The following is a 17039-nucleotide window of genomic DNA, read 5'->3' on the forward strand; positions in this document are numbered from 1 at the left end:
GAGTGGGTGAACGGCAAACCTTTACACGAATTACGCATATACAAACATGTTTTTCGCATAAGGGACTGCCGAATTGGAGATTAACATGGATTCAGTTGCCTCACGGAAATACTTGTCTCATAACTATCATAGTAGAGCCACCACTCTAAATTATTTAACAGAATGTCCAAATTTATACATTTGCCAGCATCAACCGCGTGCCGCCGCCCACGCTGTGCGCCGCCGGATAGCGGGCCAACAGCTCGGCCGCGCCAACATCGGCCAGGGCGCCGAAGCCCAAGCCGTGCAAGCGGCGCGCCAGCACCGCCGGATCGAAGAAACTCTTCCACGGTTCGCCCTCGGCGGCGTACTTGCGGGCGATGTGCTGCATGCCCATGCGCGCCATCGGCTCCAGCAGCTCGGGCGCGACGCCGTAGTCGAACACGATGCCGCTGCCGGCCGGTAAAGCGGCCACCTGGGCCAAGGTGGCGAAAATGGCTTGGTCGCTCAAGTACAGGGTCACGCCCAGCCAAGAAAAGAACACCGGCTGGTCCAGGCGGCAGCCGGCGCCGGCCAGCGCCGCGCCCAAGGTGTCGCGCTCGAAGTCGACCGGCACCAGGCTCAGGGTGGCCGGCACGGCGATGCCGGCGGCCCGCAATAGACCGCGCTTCCACGCCTGGGTGGCCGGATGGTCGAGCTCGAACACGCGCAGATCGGGCACGTCGTTGCGGTAGGCCGAGGTGTCCAGGCCGGCGCCCAGCACCACATATTGCCGCACGCCGCGCGCCACGGCGGCCGCCAGCTCGTCCTCGGCGAGACGGCTGCGCAGCGCCATCGCCATGCGCAGCACGCGGGCCAGGCCGGCGTCGAAGCGCGCCGGGTCGTCGCGCACCTCGGCGGCCAACTCAGGACCGATGATGGACAGGGCGAGCGGATCGGCGAACACGCTGGCGCCGTCGAGCAACTGGTGGGCGGCGCGCAGCATGGCCACCGCCAGCGCACTACGGCTGGGCCGGCCCGCGCCCAGCAGGCCGGCGACCGCCGCAGGGGCGGGGTCGGCGGCGCAATCGGCGGCGGCTACGGCTACGGCGGCGGCGGAAACTGGTTTGCTGTTGTCGCTAGTCATCATGCCAACCTATCAATAATGGATGCGGATGATTCTATAGCGGAACATGTGACATCCTTGTAAATATTATTCTCATGCCATCACTTGCGGCATAGCAACAACAGTTATACGTTTTGCGAATCTCTATAATCACAACTATAAATTGGAAAAATATCGTGCGTTGCGGCATCATTCTTCTGTCTCCTCTATCTCCTCCAAGGAATAGATTTAGCCCGCTCCTGTAGCGGGCTTTTTTTTGCCCGTCGCCAAGGCGGCGCCTCAATACGGCAACACGGCGGCGTCCACCCTGCTGCGTCGCACAGCGTTCAAATGTGACTTATATGACAAGTCGGATCAAGCGCACTGCAAAAAATGTAACTTTTTTTGCCCCACAAGCGCGCACACGGAGATACACTTGCCCGTGTGACATATTCTGCCGCTGTGGCAGTGGCCGCTGTCTCGCCGTCCGACCCGACGACACGCCATTGCAACGTTGAACAACAACATGAGTCTTCACTATTGCCGTTCGACTTGGCCATTTTATTACTGAGACATCTGTTTAGCGCGCCCGCGCAGCGCCGGCGTGGCGCGACGCGCCTGCCGCCAAGGCCTGCGCCGGCCGCCTTGTCGGCCCGTCTGCTGAGCGACCTGCTGGGCGGCCTGCTGTTGGCCGCGCTGTTGGCAACGGCCGCGCCGGCCCGCGCCCTGCCCGAGGCGAATCCGGACGCGGCCGGCGCCGCCGTCCCGGCACGGCCGGGCGAAGCGGCGCCACGCGCGCGCCGCAACGAGCCGCTGCAACTGGCCCAGGCCGGCGACACCGCCCGCCGCCAGAGCGGCGAACCGATCGCCGTGTTGTTCCCCGACATAGGCGAACCCTACCGCAAAGTCTTCACCGAAATCATCGACGGCATCGAGGAACAGGGCAAGCTGCGCGTGCGCAGCTACCCGGTGGCCAACAACGCCGACCTGGCCGAGTTGCAGGCCGCGCTGAAGCGCAACGGCAGCCGGGTCGTCATCGCCCTTGGCCGCCAAGGCGTCAAGGCGGCCAGCGGCCTGGAGCCGGCGCTGGGCGTGGTGGTCGGCGGCATCAGCTCGGTGCCGGACGCCGACAAGCTGAGCGGCATCAGCCTGTCGCCCGATCCGGCCCTGCTGTTCGGCCGCCTGAAAAGTTTGCTGCCGGCCATGCGCCGCGTCATCGTCGTCTACAACCCGCAAAACAGCGAGGCGCTGATCCGCCAGGCGCGCGAGGCGGCGCGCGGCCTGGGCCTGGAGCTGAACGCGCTGGAGGCGGCCGACCTGGCCAGCGCCGCGCGCCGCTACGAGAGCGCCTTCGCCGCCGCCGACGGCCGCCACGACGCGCTCTGGCTGCCGCCCGACGCCACCACCGTCGACGAGAGCACCATCCTGCCGATCGTGCTGCGCGAGTCGTGGAACCGCAGCGTGCCGATCTTCTCGAGCAGCATCCTGCACGTGAAGAAGGGCGCCCTGTTCGCCCTCTACCCGAACAATTTCGAACTCGGCCGCGAGCTGGCCGGCCTGGCCGGCGCCCTGCTGCTGGGCGAGCCGCCGCGCAAGGGGGTCAGCCCGCTGCGCGCCGTGCGCATCGCCTTCAATTGGCGCACCGCAAGCCACATCGGACTAAATATTGACGCAGGACAACAACGGACTTTCGATTTCCTCTTCCCGGAACCCTGATACGGCGTCCGGGATGGGGAAAACTCTTTCTTAATAGTAAATAGAGAGCATATACTACTGGCCAGATGCTCTTGCCGCGGGATACCTGTGTTCGACTGCGACCGCGCGGAGCCGCAATGGACGGTTTAATGAACAAAAAGAAAATATTCACCGCTGGCCCAAACCTCGCCGGCACAGCACTGCTCTGTATTCTCGCCCTGGCCGCCGCGTTCGCTGCGGTCCCGGCGCGCGCCCAGTTGCAAGTCCAGCCGCCCGCCCAGGCGGCCGCCGGCCGTGGCGCCGCCGCCTCCATCGTCGACCTGCCCGGCGCCGCGCCGCACAACCCGGTCGGCGCCCTGCTCGACCGCATCGAATCGGGCAATCTGGCCGCGCCGCAGTGGGCCGAGGTGCGCCCCGTCACGCTGGCCCAGCTGGAAGACCAGCTGCGCCGGCCCGAGCTGCAAGCCTCGATCGGCAAGGGCAGCATCGCCGTGCTCTACCCGAACGTCGACGAACCCTTCCGCAGCGCCTTCGTCAGCATGATCCAGGGCATCGAGGAGCGCACCAAGCTGCGCGTGCGCAGCTATCCGGTCGATCCCAAGGTCGACACGGCCGAACTCAACGCCACGCTGAAACACAACGGCACCCGTGTCGTCATCGCGCTGGGCCGCCAGGGCCTGAACGCCACCGCCGGCCTGGACCGCGAAATCTCGGTGCTGGTCGGCGGCGTGCTGCTGCTGTCGGAGAGCGAGAACGTGGCCGGCATCAGCATGACGCCCGACCCGGCGCTGCTGTTCGCCCGCCTGCGCGCCCTGCTGCCGGAGCTGCGCCGCGTCGTCGTCGTCTACAACCCGCAAAAAAGCGAATGGCTAATGAAGCTGGCGCGCGACGCCGCCCGCGCCCAGGGGCTCGAGCTGTCCAGCCACGTCGCCGGCGACCTGGCCCGCGCCGCCCAACTGTATCCGCAACTGATCAACGCCGCCGACCCGCGGCGCGACGCCGTCTGGCTGCCGCACGACACCACCACCGTCGAGGAGAGCACCATCCTGCCGCTGGTGCTGCGCGAATCGTGGAACAGCGGCGTGCCGCTGTTCTCCAGCAACGTGTTGCACGTCAAAAAGGGCGCCCTGTTCGCCATGGTGCCCAACAACGTCGAGCTGGGCCGCACGCTGGCCAGCTCGGCCATGGGGATGATCGCCGGCGACGCCAAGCGGCGCAGCCTGGTGCCGCTGCGCGAGCTGCAGACCGCCATCAACGTGCGCACCGCCAATCACATGGGGCTGAACCTGGGCTACCAGCAGCAGCGCGCCTTCGACTTCGTCTATCCGCAGCCATGACGCGCTAGCCGTTCCACCTTCGACTCCTTTGCACGGTAAATATGTTTCATAACTATCTACGCCGCACCGGTTTCCGGCGCCAACTCACCGTCATCGTCTCCGCCGCCATTCTCGGGCTGGCGCTGTTTTCCTCCTTCATGAACGCCTGGGAAGCGCGCGCCCGCATGCGCGACTACTTCCTCGAACAGGGCCAGCGCATCGCCGACAACCTGGCGCGCCAGTCGACCCTGGCGCTGCTGTTCCACTCCGCCGAAAACGCCCGCGACGTGGTCACCACCACCCTCGCCTTCCCCGACGTGGAAGGCCTGCGCATCATCGACAACCGCCAGCGCGTGCTGCTGGTGCGCGCCGAACCGGAGGTGCGTTTGACCACGGCGCCGGCCGGCAAGGCCAATCCGGCCCGCGCCAGCCTGGTCGGCGAGAGCGACGACGCCTGGCTGTTCGGCGCGCCGGTCTACGGCGGCCAGGCCGAGGCCTCGCCGTTCGAGGTGCAGGACCACCAGCCGCAGCTGCTCGGCTATGTCCAGGTCCAGGTCAGCAAGAACACCCTGCAGCGGCTGACCCTGTCGCTGTTGCTGGGCAACCTGGCGATCACCCTGTCGTTCGCCGTCATCCTGCTCGGCCTGGTCAGCCTGCTGACGCGCCACATGATCAACCCGCTCAACGCCCTGTCGACCTTGATGCGCCGCGCCCAGGCCGGCGAGTCCGGCATGCGCGCCGCGCCCGACGGGCCGCGCGACCTGATCGAGATGGGCTCGGCCTTCAACCAGATGATGAACGTGCTGGAGCAGCGCGAGGCCGAGTTGAAGGACTCGCGCGACGCCGCCGTCAGCATGGCGCTGATGAAGGCGCAGTTCGCCGCCACCGTCAGCCACGAGGTGCGCACCCCGCTCAACGGCGTGGTCGGCATGCTCGACATGCTCAAGGAAATGCATCTGAACCAGCGGCAGCAGGAATGCGTCGACGTCGCCTGGAACTCCTCGCGCACCTTGATCGACCTGATCAACAACATCCTCGACTTCTCCAAGATGGACGCCGGCAAGCTGGCGCTCGAGGAGGTCGACTTCGACCTGCGCAAGCTGCTCGAAGAAGTGATCGAGCTGGTGGCCCGGCCGGCGCAGCAAAAAGGCGTCGAAGTGGCCTACCTGTTGGCGCCCGGCGTGCCCGAACGGATCAACGGCGACTCGCTGCGGCTGCGCCAGATCCTCATCAACCTGCTCGGCAACGCCGTCAAGTTCACCGAGCGCGGCGAGGTGGCGGTGCGCATCGCCCTGGCCGAGGCCGACGCCGCGGCGCCCTTCGGCCTGTCCTTCGAGGTGCGCGACAGCGGCATCGGCATGAGCCAGGAGGCCCAGCAGCACCTGTTCGAATCCTACGTCCAGCCCGACCCGTCGACCACCCGCCGCTTCGGCGGCACCGGCCTCGGCCTGGCCATCTGCAAACAGCTGGTCGGCCTGCTGGGCGGCGCCATCTCGGTGGCCAGCGCGCCCGGCACCGGCACCACCTTCGTCTTCTCGATCCGCTGCCGCCCGGCCGCCCAGCAGCCGGCCGCCGCGGTCGACGCCACGCTGGCCGGCCGCCGCGTGCTGGCGGTCGACGCCAGCGCGGTGGTGCGCGAATTCCTCGACGGCGTGTTCGGCCGCGCCGGCATCCACGGCTTCGTCACCGGCTCCGGCCTGGCCGCGCTCGACGAGTTGAAGACCGCCGCCGCCGCCGGCCAGCCGTATGCCGTCGTGGTGCTCGACCTGCACGCCACCGACGAACACGGCGCCGCGCTGGGCCGCCGCATCGAGGCCGCCGGCCTGGTGCCGCAACTGCTGGTGCTCGACCGCCACGGCCCGGCCGGCGGCGGCGCCCTGCTCAGCGGCCACGCCACGCTGGGCAAACCGCTGCGCCAGGAACGCCTGCTGGCCGCGCTGCGCGAGTTGCTGGCCGGCCGCCACGCCGCCGAGGCGCCGCGCCTGGCGCTGCCGGCAGGCGCGCCGGGACGCCAGTTCCGCGTGCTGGTGGCCGAGGACAACCGCACCAACCAGATGGTCGCCGCCGGCATGCTGGCGATGAACGGCTGCGTCTGCGAATTCGCCTCCAACGGCCGCGAGGCCGTCGAAGCGGCGCAGCGCGACCGCTTCGACCTGATCCTGATGGACTGCAGCATGCCGGAGATGGACGGCTACGAAGCCACCGCCCACATCCGCGTCGCCGAGGAAGCGCTGGGCCGCCGCACGCCGCTGGTGGCGATGACCGCCAACACCCAGCGCGGCGACGCCGAAAAATGCATGGCCGCCGGCATGGACGACTACCTGGCCAAGCCGATCACCCTGGTCGAGCTGCGCCACAAGCTGGAGCGCTGGCTGCCGCACGGCGCGGCCGCGCACGCCGCCGAGGCCGAGGCCGAGCCGCAGCAGGACTGCGACGGCGGCGCCGAGGCGGGCGGCGACGGCAAGACCGTCCGCGCCGCCGGCCACGAGATCGACGCCGCCGAACTGCTGCTCGACAGCACCGACCAGGTCGACCTCACGCTGGCGGTCGACCGCGCCGTCTTCGACAAGCTGCGCGAGATCCTCGGCGCGGCGCTGCCGCACGCCATCTCGCCCTTCCTCGAAGACACGCCGACCTACCTGAACGAGCTGGAACACGCCGTGCAGGACGGCGACAGCGAGGCGGCGCGGGCCCGCGCCCACGCCCTCAAGGGCTCGTCCGGCAACCTCGGCGCCAACGCCCTGGCCGAACTAGCCGAACAGGCCGAGCACCTGGCCATCGCCCACCAGGTGGCGCAGATCGCGCCGTTGCTGCCGCGCCTGCGCGCCGCCTACCACGAGGTGGCCGCCTTCCTCACCGGCGAGGTGGCGGCCGACGCCTTCGACGCCGAGGGACCGCAGGAGGAGCTGGCCCAGGTGCTGATCGTCGACGACGACCGCAGCACCCGCAGCACCCTGCGCTACATTTTGCAGCGCGACGGCTTCCAGGTCGAAGAGGCGGCCGACGGCGCCCAGGCGCTGGCCATGCTCAAGCGCTTCCAGCCCGACGTGATCCTGATGGACGCGGTGATGCCGGTGATGGACGGCTTCACCGCCTGCGCCCGCATGCAGGAACTGCCCGGCGGCAGCGCGATACCGGTGTTGATGATCACCGCCCTGCAGGACAACTCCTCGGTCGAACGCGCCTTCGCCGCCGGCGCCAGCGACTACATCCCCAAGCCGATCCACTACGCCGTGCTGTCGCAGCGGGTGCGCCGCATCATCGAGGCCAACCGCGCCGAGAAACGCATCCGCCACCTGGCCTACAACGACCTGCTCACCGGCCTGCCCAACCGCACCCTGTTCTTCGAGCTGCTCGGCCAGGGCATCGAACAGGCCAAGACCGCCAAGGGCCAACTGGCCGTGCTGTTCATGGATCTGGACCGCTTCAAGTACGTCAACGACAACCTCGGCCACGACGTCGGCGACCGTCTGCTGGTGGCGGTGGCGCAGCGCGTGCGCCATAGCGTGCGCAACGTCGACACCGTGGCCCGCCTGGGCGGCGACGAGTTCACCGTGGTGCTCGGCGATCTGGAGGGACCGGCGGCGGCGGCCACGGCGGCGCACAACATCTGCCGCGTGCTGGCCGCGCCGTTCCAGATCGACGGCCACGACATCTTCGTCACCAGCAGCGTCGGCATCGCCATCTACCCGCACGACGGCACCGACGTCGCCACCCTGGTCAAGCACGCCGACAGCGCCATGTACCGCGCCAAGAAGACCAACACCGGCTTCCAGTTCTACGAGGCCTCGATGGAGCAGTCGATCTCCGAGCACGTGCGGCTGGAGAGCGATCTGCGCCGCGCCCTGGAGCAGCAGCAGCTGGAGGTCTACTACCAGCCGCAGGCGATGTTGTCGACCGGCCGCATCGTCGCCATGGAGGCGTTGGTGCGCTGGCGCCATCCGACCCGTGGCATGGTGGCGCCGGTCGAGTTCATCCCGCTGGCCGAGGAGACCGGCTTGATCAACCCGCTCGGCGACTGGGTGCTGCGCACCGCCTGCGCGCAACTCAAGGAGTGGATAGAACAGGGCCTGCCGCCGCTGCGCGTGGCGGTCAACCTGTCGGTGCGCCAGCTGCTGCAGAAGGACTTCGCCGCCTCGGTCGAGGCGGCGCTGGCCGACACCGGCCTGCCGCCCAACCTGCTGGAACTGGAGATCACCGAAAGCACCTTGATGGAGAACGCCGAGGACACCTTGAAAGCGCTGCACCGCCTGCGCAATCTCGGCGTGCGGCTGTCGATCGACGACTTCGGCACCGGCTACTCGTCCTTGTCCTACCTGAAGCGCTTCCCGGTCGACATCATCAAGATCGACCGCTCCTTTGTGCGCGACGTGCCGCAGGACGCCGACGACGCCGCCATCGTCACCGCCATCATCGCGCTGGCCCACAGCCTGCGCCTGGAGGTGGTGGCCGAGGGCGTCGAAACCCTGGCCCAGCTGCAATTCCTGCGCGCCAAGCATTGCGACCTGCTGCAGGGCTACCACCTGAGCCAGGCCGTGCCGGCGGCGCAGTTCGCCGAGCTGGTGCGCGAGCAGGAGGCGGCGCTGCTGCGCGCCTGAGCCGCCCTTCCGCATCCTTCCGCCAACTTCCGCCACACCAAGGCCGGGTCCGCTTCAAGCGGTCCCGGCTTTTTTCCGTCAAGGCGCAGGCTTACCCCACAGGCAAAAGCCAGGGTCAGACCCAGCGGGTCTGACCCTAGTTTCTGCCGCTGGGTTTTGCCGCTGGTTTCTGCCGCTGGGTTTTGCCGCCGCCTCATGGTAAGTGACTGTTCCCATCCAAATCCCACGTCGGTTGTATTGCCAATTTGAAATTATAAATACCTTATAGACATAAAAATTTAGCCAATTCTATCTAAAAGTAACAACTCTCCTTGTTTTTAGGCTATTATTGCGCCGCAACATAATTTGCCTTTGAGCAAATAATGTTTTCGTCTAGATATCACTTTTGTTTCGGCTCACCGCATTCCTGCCTGGCCGATCAATCAACATTGAGGAGCTTCGCATGTTTGACACCGTCGAGTTTGAAGATCAATCCCCCCTGCTGCAACGCAGCGCCCCCCTCTCCACCACGCTGCCGGCCCCGGTCGACGGCCACGTCATGGACATGGCCGACCTGCTGGTCGCCTACCTGGAGCAACTGGGCGTCGACTACGTCTTCGGCATCCCCGGCGGCGCCATCGAGCCACTCTACAACGCCATCGCCCGCAACCAGCGCCGTGGCGGCAACCTCAGCCACATCGTCGCCCGCCACGAGGCCGGCGCCGCCTTCATGGCCGACGGCTACGCCCGCGAAACCGGCAAGATCGGCGTTTGCGTCGCCACTTCCGGCCCCGGCGCGACCAACCTGATCACCGCCGTCGCCACCGCCTACGGCAACGACGTGCCGATGCTGGTCATTACCGGCCAGCCCGCCCTGCCCTCGTTCGGCAAGCACACGCTGCAGGAATCGACCTGCACCGGCATCGACGTGCTCAGCATGTTCCGTCCCTGCACCCGCTACAACTCGCTGGTGTCGCACCCGATGCAGCTGGAGTGGAAGCTGGTCACGGCGCTGCAACACGCCACCCGCGCGCCGTTCGGCCCGGTGCACCTGAGCGTGCCGGTCGACGTGTTCCGCGCCCCGGCCAAGCAAAGCGGCCCGGCCTACGACATGGCCGCGCTGCTGCGCCCTTCGTCGCTGATCGACGTGCCCGCCGTCGACCGGCTGCTGGCCATGCTGGCCGCGTCGCGCAACGTCGTGCTGCTGATCGGCCCCGCCTGCGGCGAGGCGATCGACCTGATCATGCAGTTCGCCACGCTGAAGGGCGCGACCTTCATCGTGCCGCCCGACGGCAAGGGCCTGGTCAGCACCCACCATCCGCTGTATCGCGGCGTGTTCGGCTTCGGCGGCCACGCTTCGGCCGAGGCGACGCTGCGCGACGAGTCGGTCGACCTGATCCTAGCCATCGGCAGCACCATGGGCGAATGGAACACGGCCGGCTGGTGCGACAGCCTGCTCAACGAGCGCCTGGTGCACATCGACGAGTGCGAGGAGCATCTGGCCCGTTCGCCGATGGCGCGCATGCACCTGCGCGGCGGCCTGCGCCCGGTGTTCCAGCGTCTGGTGACGCGCATCCTGGAAGTGCAGGAACAGGCCGACGTGACGGTGGAGCGGCGCCGCGCCGCCCGCGAGCTGTGCAACAAGGAGTGGGAAGCCGGCAGCCTCCTGGCCGATCCGGCCGCCTTCCACAGCGACGCCGTGCCGCTGGCGCCGCCGCGCCTGATGAATGAGCTGGGCCGGCTGTTCCCGCCCACCACCCGCTTCCTGGCCGACGCCGGCAACAGCGTCGCCTGGGCCACCCACTATCTGCAACCGGAAGACCGCCGCATGGCCACCGCCGGCCTGCCGCGCGGCATCCGCAGCGAGCGCCGCAGCGCCGGCGGCTGGCTGCGCCTGACCGGCCACTTCGCGCCGATGGGCTGGGCCATCGGCGCCGCCGTCGGCACCGCCGCCGCCAACCCGGCCGCGCCGGTGGTCTGCATCACCGGCGACGGCAGCATGCTGATGAGCGGCCAAGAGCTGTCGACGGCGGTGGCCGAACAGCTGTGCGTGATCTTCGTGGTCCTCAACGACGCCGCCTACGGCATGGTCAAGCACGGCCAGCGCCTGGGCGGCGGCGAGCAGATCGGCTACGCCCTGCCGCCGACCGACTTCGCCATGCTGTCGCGCGCCCTCGGTGGCCGCGGCCACACCATCCACTCGGCCGCCGACCTGGCCGCGCTCGACATCAAAGCCATCTGCAACCATCCCGGCCCGACCCTGCTCGACGTCTACATCGACCCGGAACAGGTGCCGCCCATCGGCAGCCGCATGCGCGTGCTGCTGGAGGACGGTCAATAATGGCGCAACTCGACAAATCGGACGCCGCCTTGGAGCAGACGTCGCGCGCGCCGTCCAGGCTAGACTACAACCACGACATCGACCTCGATCTGGCGATCGACGCGGCGGCCGACCTGCGCGTGGCGCTCAGCGCCGCCTCCGCCGCCAGGCAGTCCGGCAAACTGGCCGGCAAGGTGGCCCTGGTCACCGGCGGCAGCAGCGGCATCGGCCTGGCCAGCGCGCTGCTGTTCCAGAACGAGGGCGCCCACATCGCCATCACCGGGCGCGATCCGGCCGGCCTGGCGATGGCCGGTTCGGTGCTCGACGGCCAGGCGCTGGTGATGCGCAGCGACGCCGGCCAGGTCGGCGAAATCGCCGCCGCCATGGCCCAGGTCAAGCAGCGCTACGGCCATCTCGACGTCCTGTTCATCAACGCCGGCATCGCCAGCCCGGCGCCGATCGAACAGGTCACCGAGGCTTCGTTCGACGCCCAACTGGCGGTCAACCTGAAGGGTGTCTTCTTCACCATCCAGCAGGCCTTGCCGCTGCTGCGTCCCGGCGCCAGCGTGATCGTCACCACCTCGATCACCAACCAACTCGGCTCGCCCAACTTCAGCGTCTACGGCGCCGCCAAGGCCGGCCTGCGCTCGCTGGTCAAGTCGCTCGGCCTGGAGCTGATCGGTCGCGGCATCCGCGTCAACGCCATCAGCCCCGGCCCGATCGCCACGCCGATGTTCGACCGCCTCGGCCTGCCCGACGCGCTGGCCGCCGCCAAGAAGCAGGCCATCGCCGACAAGTCGCCCAGCCGCCGCTTCGGCAGCGCCGACGAGGTGGCCAAGGCCGCCCTGTTCCTGGCCTGCGCCGACTCGTCCTACATGGTCGGCGAAGAGATCGTCGTCGACGGCGGCATGAGCCTGTTGTGATGGCCGCACCCCTGCCCGACACCGGCACCAACGCCAACGCCAACGCCAGCAACGCCGGCGGCGCGCCGACGCCGTCGCCGCGCGACCTGATCCACACCCGCATCTGGCAGGAAGAGCCCGAGCCGGACAACCCCTTCGCCACCCGCGCCGCCTACTGCCGTGGCTACGACGTGTTTGGCGAGTTGGTCGGCCGCGCCAGTTGGGTCGAGATGCTGCTGCTGTTGCTGCGCGACGAGCGCCCAACAGCGGCCGCCGTCGCCACGCTGGAGGCGCTGGCCGTGGCGCTGGCCAATCCCGGCCCGCGCGAAGCCTCGGTGCACGCCGCCATGTGCGGCGGCGTCGGCGGCTCGACCGCCGCCGCCAGCCTGATCGCCGCGCTGTCGGTCGGCGCCGGCCGCAACGGCGGCGCGCGCGACGTCCACGACGCCATGCTGCTGTGGCAGCGCTGCGGCACCGACCTGGCCGCCTGGGCCGACTACGACCCGGCGCCGGCCGGCGAACCGATGCAGGTCTGGCCCGCCGCCGGCCGCCTGCCCGGCTTCGAGCCGCACGGCGTGTCGACCACCACCGTGGTGCGGCAATTGCTGACCACCCTGGCCGGCCTGCGGGCCGGGCCGCGCTGCGCCTGGCTGCTGGAGCGGCTGGAAACGCTGCGCCTGACCATCGGCCTGCCGCTGGCGATCAGCGGCGTCGCCGCCGCCGCCTTGGCCGACCTGGGCCTGACGCCGGACGAGGGCGAGATGCTCTACTTGTTGCTGCGCCTGCCGGGCGCCGCCGCCCACGCGCTGGAGCAAAAAGCCGGCGGCTTCCGCCAGTTCCCTTTCTACCCGCTGGAGCTCGACCCAGCCGCGACGCCGGAGGCGCCATGAACGACATGACATTCAAGCACTTGGCGGCCAAGGCCGACGACAAGGCGAGCGCGCCGGCGCCGGCCGCCGGCGCAGCAGCAGCAGCAGCAGCAGCAGCAGCAGCGGCAGCAGCAGCGGCAGCAGCAGCGGCAGCGGCAGCAGCAACAGCAGCAACAGCGGCGACGGCAGCTGCCGCTGCTCATCCGGCACAAGTCGCAGCCGGCGTGCCCAACACACCGCTGCGCGGCCCGGCCCTGCTGCAAGAACACGCCGGCCGCCTGCGCACCAGCGTCGGCGCCGCCTATCCCGGCAGCCACGCGGTGTTTCGCGGCCACGACCTGCACCGCGACCTGAAAGAGCTCGACTGGATCGACCTCTACGTCTTCGGCATCAGCGGCCGCCGCCTGAGCGCGGCGCAGATCGACATGCTGCACGCCATCTGGGTCTACACCAGCTACCCGGACGCGCGGCTGTGGAACAACCGCGTCGCCGCGCTGGCCGGCAACGTGCGCAGCAGCGCCAACCTGGGCATTGTCGCCGCGCTGGCGCTGTCCGAGGCCACCGTCTACGGCGGCCAGGCCGGCCTGCGCGCCATCGACTTCCTGCAAACCACGCTGCTGCAGGTGCGGGCCGGCGCCGAGCTGGCGCCGCTGGTGCTGGCGCATGCCCGCGCCCACCGCATCTACGGCTACGGCCGGCCGATCAACTCGACCGACGAGCGCCTGCCGTGGATCATGGCGCTGGCCGAAAAACTGGGTTTGGACCAGGGCGAACACGTCAAATTGGCCTTCGAAGTGGAGAAAGTGTTGCTTCCACACTACCCCCAATTGCGCATGAACTACGCCTCCTTGCACGCCGCGCTGATCGCCGACATGGGCCTGACGGCGCGCCAGTACCAACTGCTGCGCATCCCCACATTCCTCGCAGGAATGCCACCTTGCCTCGTGGAAGCGGCGGAAAAACCCGAGGGGGTGTTGTTCGCCACGCCGTGCAGCGCCGTCGCCTACGCCGGCGCGGCGCGGCGCAAGTGGACGGTAGATGCGACAGGGCAATGATTTTTTGTACATTTGTTACGGATGCCGCGCTACAATGCAAAAAACATTCCCAGGAGATAGGTTTTGAAGGCTAAGTACGCATACCCTCTTTATCTGGCTGCAGCCCTCACCATTCCTCCCATGCAAGCGCTGGCGCAGAATCCCAGCGACGAAGACGAGCTCACCCTGGTCTACGGCGACAACGACAGCGTCAGCATCGCCACCGGCAACGTGCAGGCCCTGCGCCGCGCCCCGGCGGTCGCCTCGGTGATCACGGCGGCCGACATCGCGGCGATCGGTGCCAGCGACCTCGACCAGGTGCTCGAAGGCGTCGCCGGCATCCACGTCAACCGCAGCGCCAACAACTATTCCCCCCTGTACGTGGTGCGCGGCATCGTCAGCCAAGTCACGCCGCAGGTGCTGGTGTTGCAGAACGGCGTGCCGATCACCACCGTCTACCAGGGCAACAAGGGCAATCTGTGGGGCGGCTATCCGGTCGAACACATCGCCCGCATCGAGATCATTCGCGGCCCCGGCTCGGCGCTGTACGGCTCGGACGCCTTCTCCGGCGTCATCAACATCATCACCAAGGGCGCCGCCGAGACGCCGGGCACCGAGATCGGCGCCCGCCTCGCCTCCTTCCAGACGCGCGACGTCTGGCTGCAGCACGGCGGCAAGCTCGGCTCGGTCGACGTCGCCGCCTACCTGCGCGTCGGCGAGAGCGACGGCCAAAAGAGCATCATCGACGCCGACGCCCAGAGCCGCAACGACAAACTGTTCGGCACCCGCGCCAGCCTCGCACCCGGCCCCGTCAACACCGGCTACGAGGCGGTCGACGCCAACCTCGACCTGGCGCGCGGCCAGTGGCGCGCCCGCTTCGGCTACAAGCTGCGCGACAAGCTCGGCACCGGCGCCGGCATCGCCTCGGCGCTCGACCCGGTCGGCCAGCAGAAGAGCGAACGCTACACCAGCAACCTGAGCTGGGCCGATCCGCAGTTCAGCCGCGACTGGGGCCTGGGCGCCTCGGCCAGCACGCTGCAATACACCCAACTGATCCCGGTCGACTTCAACCTGCTGCCGCCCGGCACCGCCCTGCCCAGCGGGAAATTCCCCAACGGCATGATCGGCGGCCCGGAAATCTGGGAACGCCAGTTGCGCCTGTCCGCCTTCGCCGACTACAGCGGCATGAGCGGCCACCACTGGCGCATCGGCGTCGGCCACGACGACCTCGACATGTACCGCAGCCGCGAGCGGCGCAACTTCAACTACGCCCCCAACGGCGCGCCGATTCCGCTGCCCGGGGTGGTCGAATTCTCCGGCGTCAACTCCTTCATCCCGCCGCACCGCCGCAAGATCGACTACCTGTACCTGCAGGACGAATGGAACCTGGCCAAGGACTGGAACCTGACCGCCGGCGTCCGCCACGACCGCTATTCGGACTTCGGCAACACCACCAATCCGCGCCTGGCGCTGGTGTGGGACGCCACCTTCGACATGACCGCCAAGCTGTTGTACGGCCGCGCCTTCCGCGCGCCCTCGTTCAACGAAGGCTACGCCGTCAGCAATCCGGTCACCATGGGCAACCCGAATCTGCAGCCGGAAACCAACGGCACGCTGGAGGCGGTGTTCGCCTGGCAGGCGCGCGCCGACGCCCAGGTCAACATGACCCTGTACCGCTACTCGATGAGCAACATCATCCGCACCGTCAACAACCCCGGCGTCGGCACCGGCGCCGCCTACGCCAACACCGGCGACCAGACCGGCCACGGCCTGGAGGTGGAGAGCAGCTGGAACGTCAACCGCGATTGGCGCCTGCTCGGCAACTACGCCTGGCAGCGTTCGGTCGACGACGCCACCGGCCGCGACGCCGGCTACGCGCCGCACCACCACCTGTACGGCCGCGCCGACTGGCAGTTCAGCAACGGTTACATCCTCAGCTCGCAGCTGAACTGGGTGGCCGGCCGCAAGCGCGCCGCCGGCGACGCGCGCGACCCGGTGGCCGACTACACCACGCTGGACATGACCGTGGCAACGCGTCGCGGCCGCCAGCAATGGAACTTCTCGGCCTCGCTGCGCAACCTGTTCAATGCCGACGCGCGCGAGCCGAGCCTGGCCCCCGGCCTGGCCATCCCGCACGACCTGCCGATGGCGCCGCGCGCCTTGTCGATACAGGCCGTCTACAAACTGTAGCGGCCCGCCCCCGCCGCTAAGCCAATGGCGCCAAGGCTGGATAGGTGAAGAGCAGAAAATGCGCCATGTTCACGCAGAAATGCGTGAGTATCGGCGCCTCGACGCGCCGGGTCAGCGCATAGGCGCTGGCATAGCCGACGCCGGCCACCCCGGCCAGCAAGGCGTAGAGGGGACCGCCGGCCAGATGCGCGGCGCCGAACAGCAAACCCGACAACAACACCACGCCGACTTGCCAGACCCGGCCCGTCGACGTCGCCGCCATGCGCTCCTGCAAGAAACCACGGAAGAACGCCTCCTCGGCCACGCAGGTGAACAGCAGATTGGTCAGCAGGAAGACCGGCGTGTAGGCCGGCAGCTTGGGCGCCAGGCCGACCACGTGCAGCGCCACACCGAGCGCCATCACCACCACAACCGTACCGGCGGCAACAGGCAGGCTGCGCCGCGCCAGCGCGCGCCAGTCGGCGCCCTGCCCGGCACGGCGACACAGCAAGGCCAACAGGATCAGGCCGACAGCCGCCTTGTCGAAGTTGGCGTACTGGCTGAAGGCGGTGGCGTCGGCGGAAAAGCGCACACCGGCGATCAACTGGGGATTGTTAAAGCCGGGCAAACGATGCATGGCCAGCGCCAAGGCCAGCACGCCCGTCACGATCAGCAGGACGATGCGCCAACCACGACCGACGGCCGCACTGCCGGCGCCATAGGCCACGCCGCCGAACAGGGCCAGCTCCGCCACCGCCAGCGGCGTCAGCACGCCGCCGGCAAGGCCGCCGATGAGCGCGGCGGTGAACAGGGCCAGCCATGGCGCGACGACCAGCCGGCCGCCGAGGGAAACCGGCTTGAGCCAGACGGCGCAGATGGCAAGGGCAAGCAGGCCGAAACTCAGCCACACCAGTGGGGATATGGAGTGCATCAATGTCTTCCGGATAAGTTTAAAGGCCGCCAGTGTAGCGCCTCGAAGAGCATAACCAAAGCCTATCCATGCTCTTGAGAAAAGCAGACCTGATGATGTGGCGAAGTAGACCGCCTACATCATCGAGCATCGCCTGATCGCGCCGCCCCATCGGCGCCGTGGG

Annotated in this window: 10 protein-coding genes; 8 read left to right on the forward strand and 2 right to left on the reverse strand. The window is 68.3% G+C overall.

The features are described from left to right. Positions 1–172: 172 nt before the first annotated feature. Positions 173–1108: a class I SAM-dependent methyltransferase gene (locus H7U20_RS09765; RefSeq protein WP_233410619.1), complete on the reverse strand. Its 936-nt coding sequence runs from the start codon at positions 1106–1108 to the stop codon at positions 173–175. 600 nt (positions 1109–1708) lie between these two features. Between H7U20_RS09765 and H7U20_RS09770 the strand changes: the two genes are divergently transcribed. From H7U20_RS09770 to H7U20_RS09805, 8 genes are all read left to right on the forward strand, one after another. Further along, entirely contained in the window at positions 1709–2779 is a 1071-nt protein-coding gene (locus H7U20_RS09770; RefSeq protein WP_233410620.1) for an ABC transporter substrate-binding protein, read from the forward strand. A gap of 128 nt (positions 2780–2907) precedes the next feature. Further along, positions 2908–4095 carry an ABC transporter substrate-binding protein gene (locus tag H7U20_RS09775; RefSeq protein ID WP_199758966.1) on the forward strand — a complete coding sequence of 396 codons (1188 nt, stop codon included), beginning with the start codon at positions 2908–2910 and terminating at the stop codon, positions 4093–4095. A 41-nt stretch (positions 4096–4136) separates the two neighbouring features. Further along, complete coding sequence (locus tag H7U20_RS09780) at positions 4137–8672, forward strand: EAL domain-containing protein (RefSeq protein ID WP_199758967.1); 4536 nt, start codon at positions 4137–4139, stop codon at positions 8670–8672. 442 nt (positions 8673–9114) lie between these two features. After that, positions 9115–10992 carry a thiamine pyrophosphate-binding protein gene (locus H7U20_RS09785; RefSeq protein ID WP_233410621.1) on the forward strand — a complete coding sequence of 626 codons (1878 nt, stop codon included), beginning with the start codon at positions 9115–9117 and terminating at the stop codon, positions 10990–10992. After that, positions 10992–11894: an SDR family oxidoreductase gene (locus tag H7U20_RS09790; protein WP_199758968.1), complete on the forward strand. Its 903-nt coding sequence runs from the start codon at positions 10992–10994 to the stop codon at positions 11892–11894. Before H7U20_RS09785 ends, H7U20_RS09790 begins: the two co-directional genes overlap by 1 nt. Then, positions 11894–12763, forward strand: coding sequence for a citrate synthase family protein (locus H7U20_RS09795; protein WP_233410627.1), 870 nt, complete (start codon positions 11894–11896; stop codon positions 12761–12763). The genes H7U20_RS09790 and H7U20_RS09795 overlap by 1 nt, the downstream gene beginning before the upstream one ends. Beyond that, on the forward strand, positions 12760–13797 hold the full coding sequence (locus tag H7U20_RS09800; protein WP_199758969.1) for a citrate synthase family protein: 1038 nt from the start codon (positions 12760–12762) through the stop codon (positions 13795–13797). The genes H7U20_RS09795 and H7U20_RS09800 overlap by 4 nt, the downstream gene beginning before the upstream one ends. Positions 13798–13917: 120 nt before the next feature. Further along, on the forward strand, positions 13918–15966 hold the full coding sequence (locus H7U20_RS09805; protein WP_233410622.1) for a TonB-dependent receptor plug domain-containing protein: 2049 nt from the start codon (positions 13918–13920) through the stop codon (positions 15964–15966). A 16-nt stretch (positions 15967–15982) separates the two neighbouring features. On the opposite strand, the gene H7U20_RS09810 is transcribed toward H7U20_RS09805, so the two are convergent. Next, positions 15983–16876 (reverse strand): CPBP family intramembrane glutamic endopeptidase, encoded by an 894-nt coding sequence (locus tag H7U20_RS09810; protein ID WP_199758971.1) that lies wholly within the window; start codon positions 16874–16876, stop codon positions 15983–15985. Between the last annotated feature and the right edge of the window lie 163 nt (positions 16877–17039).

Origin of the sequence: Rugamonas violacea, from assembly GCF_016461825.1 — a bacterium.
GTDB lineage: Bacteria > Pseudomonadota > Gammaproteobacteria > Burkholderiales > Burkholderiaceae_D > Rugamonas.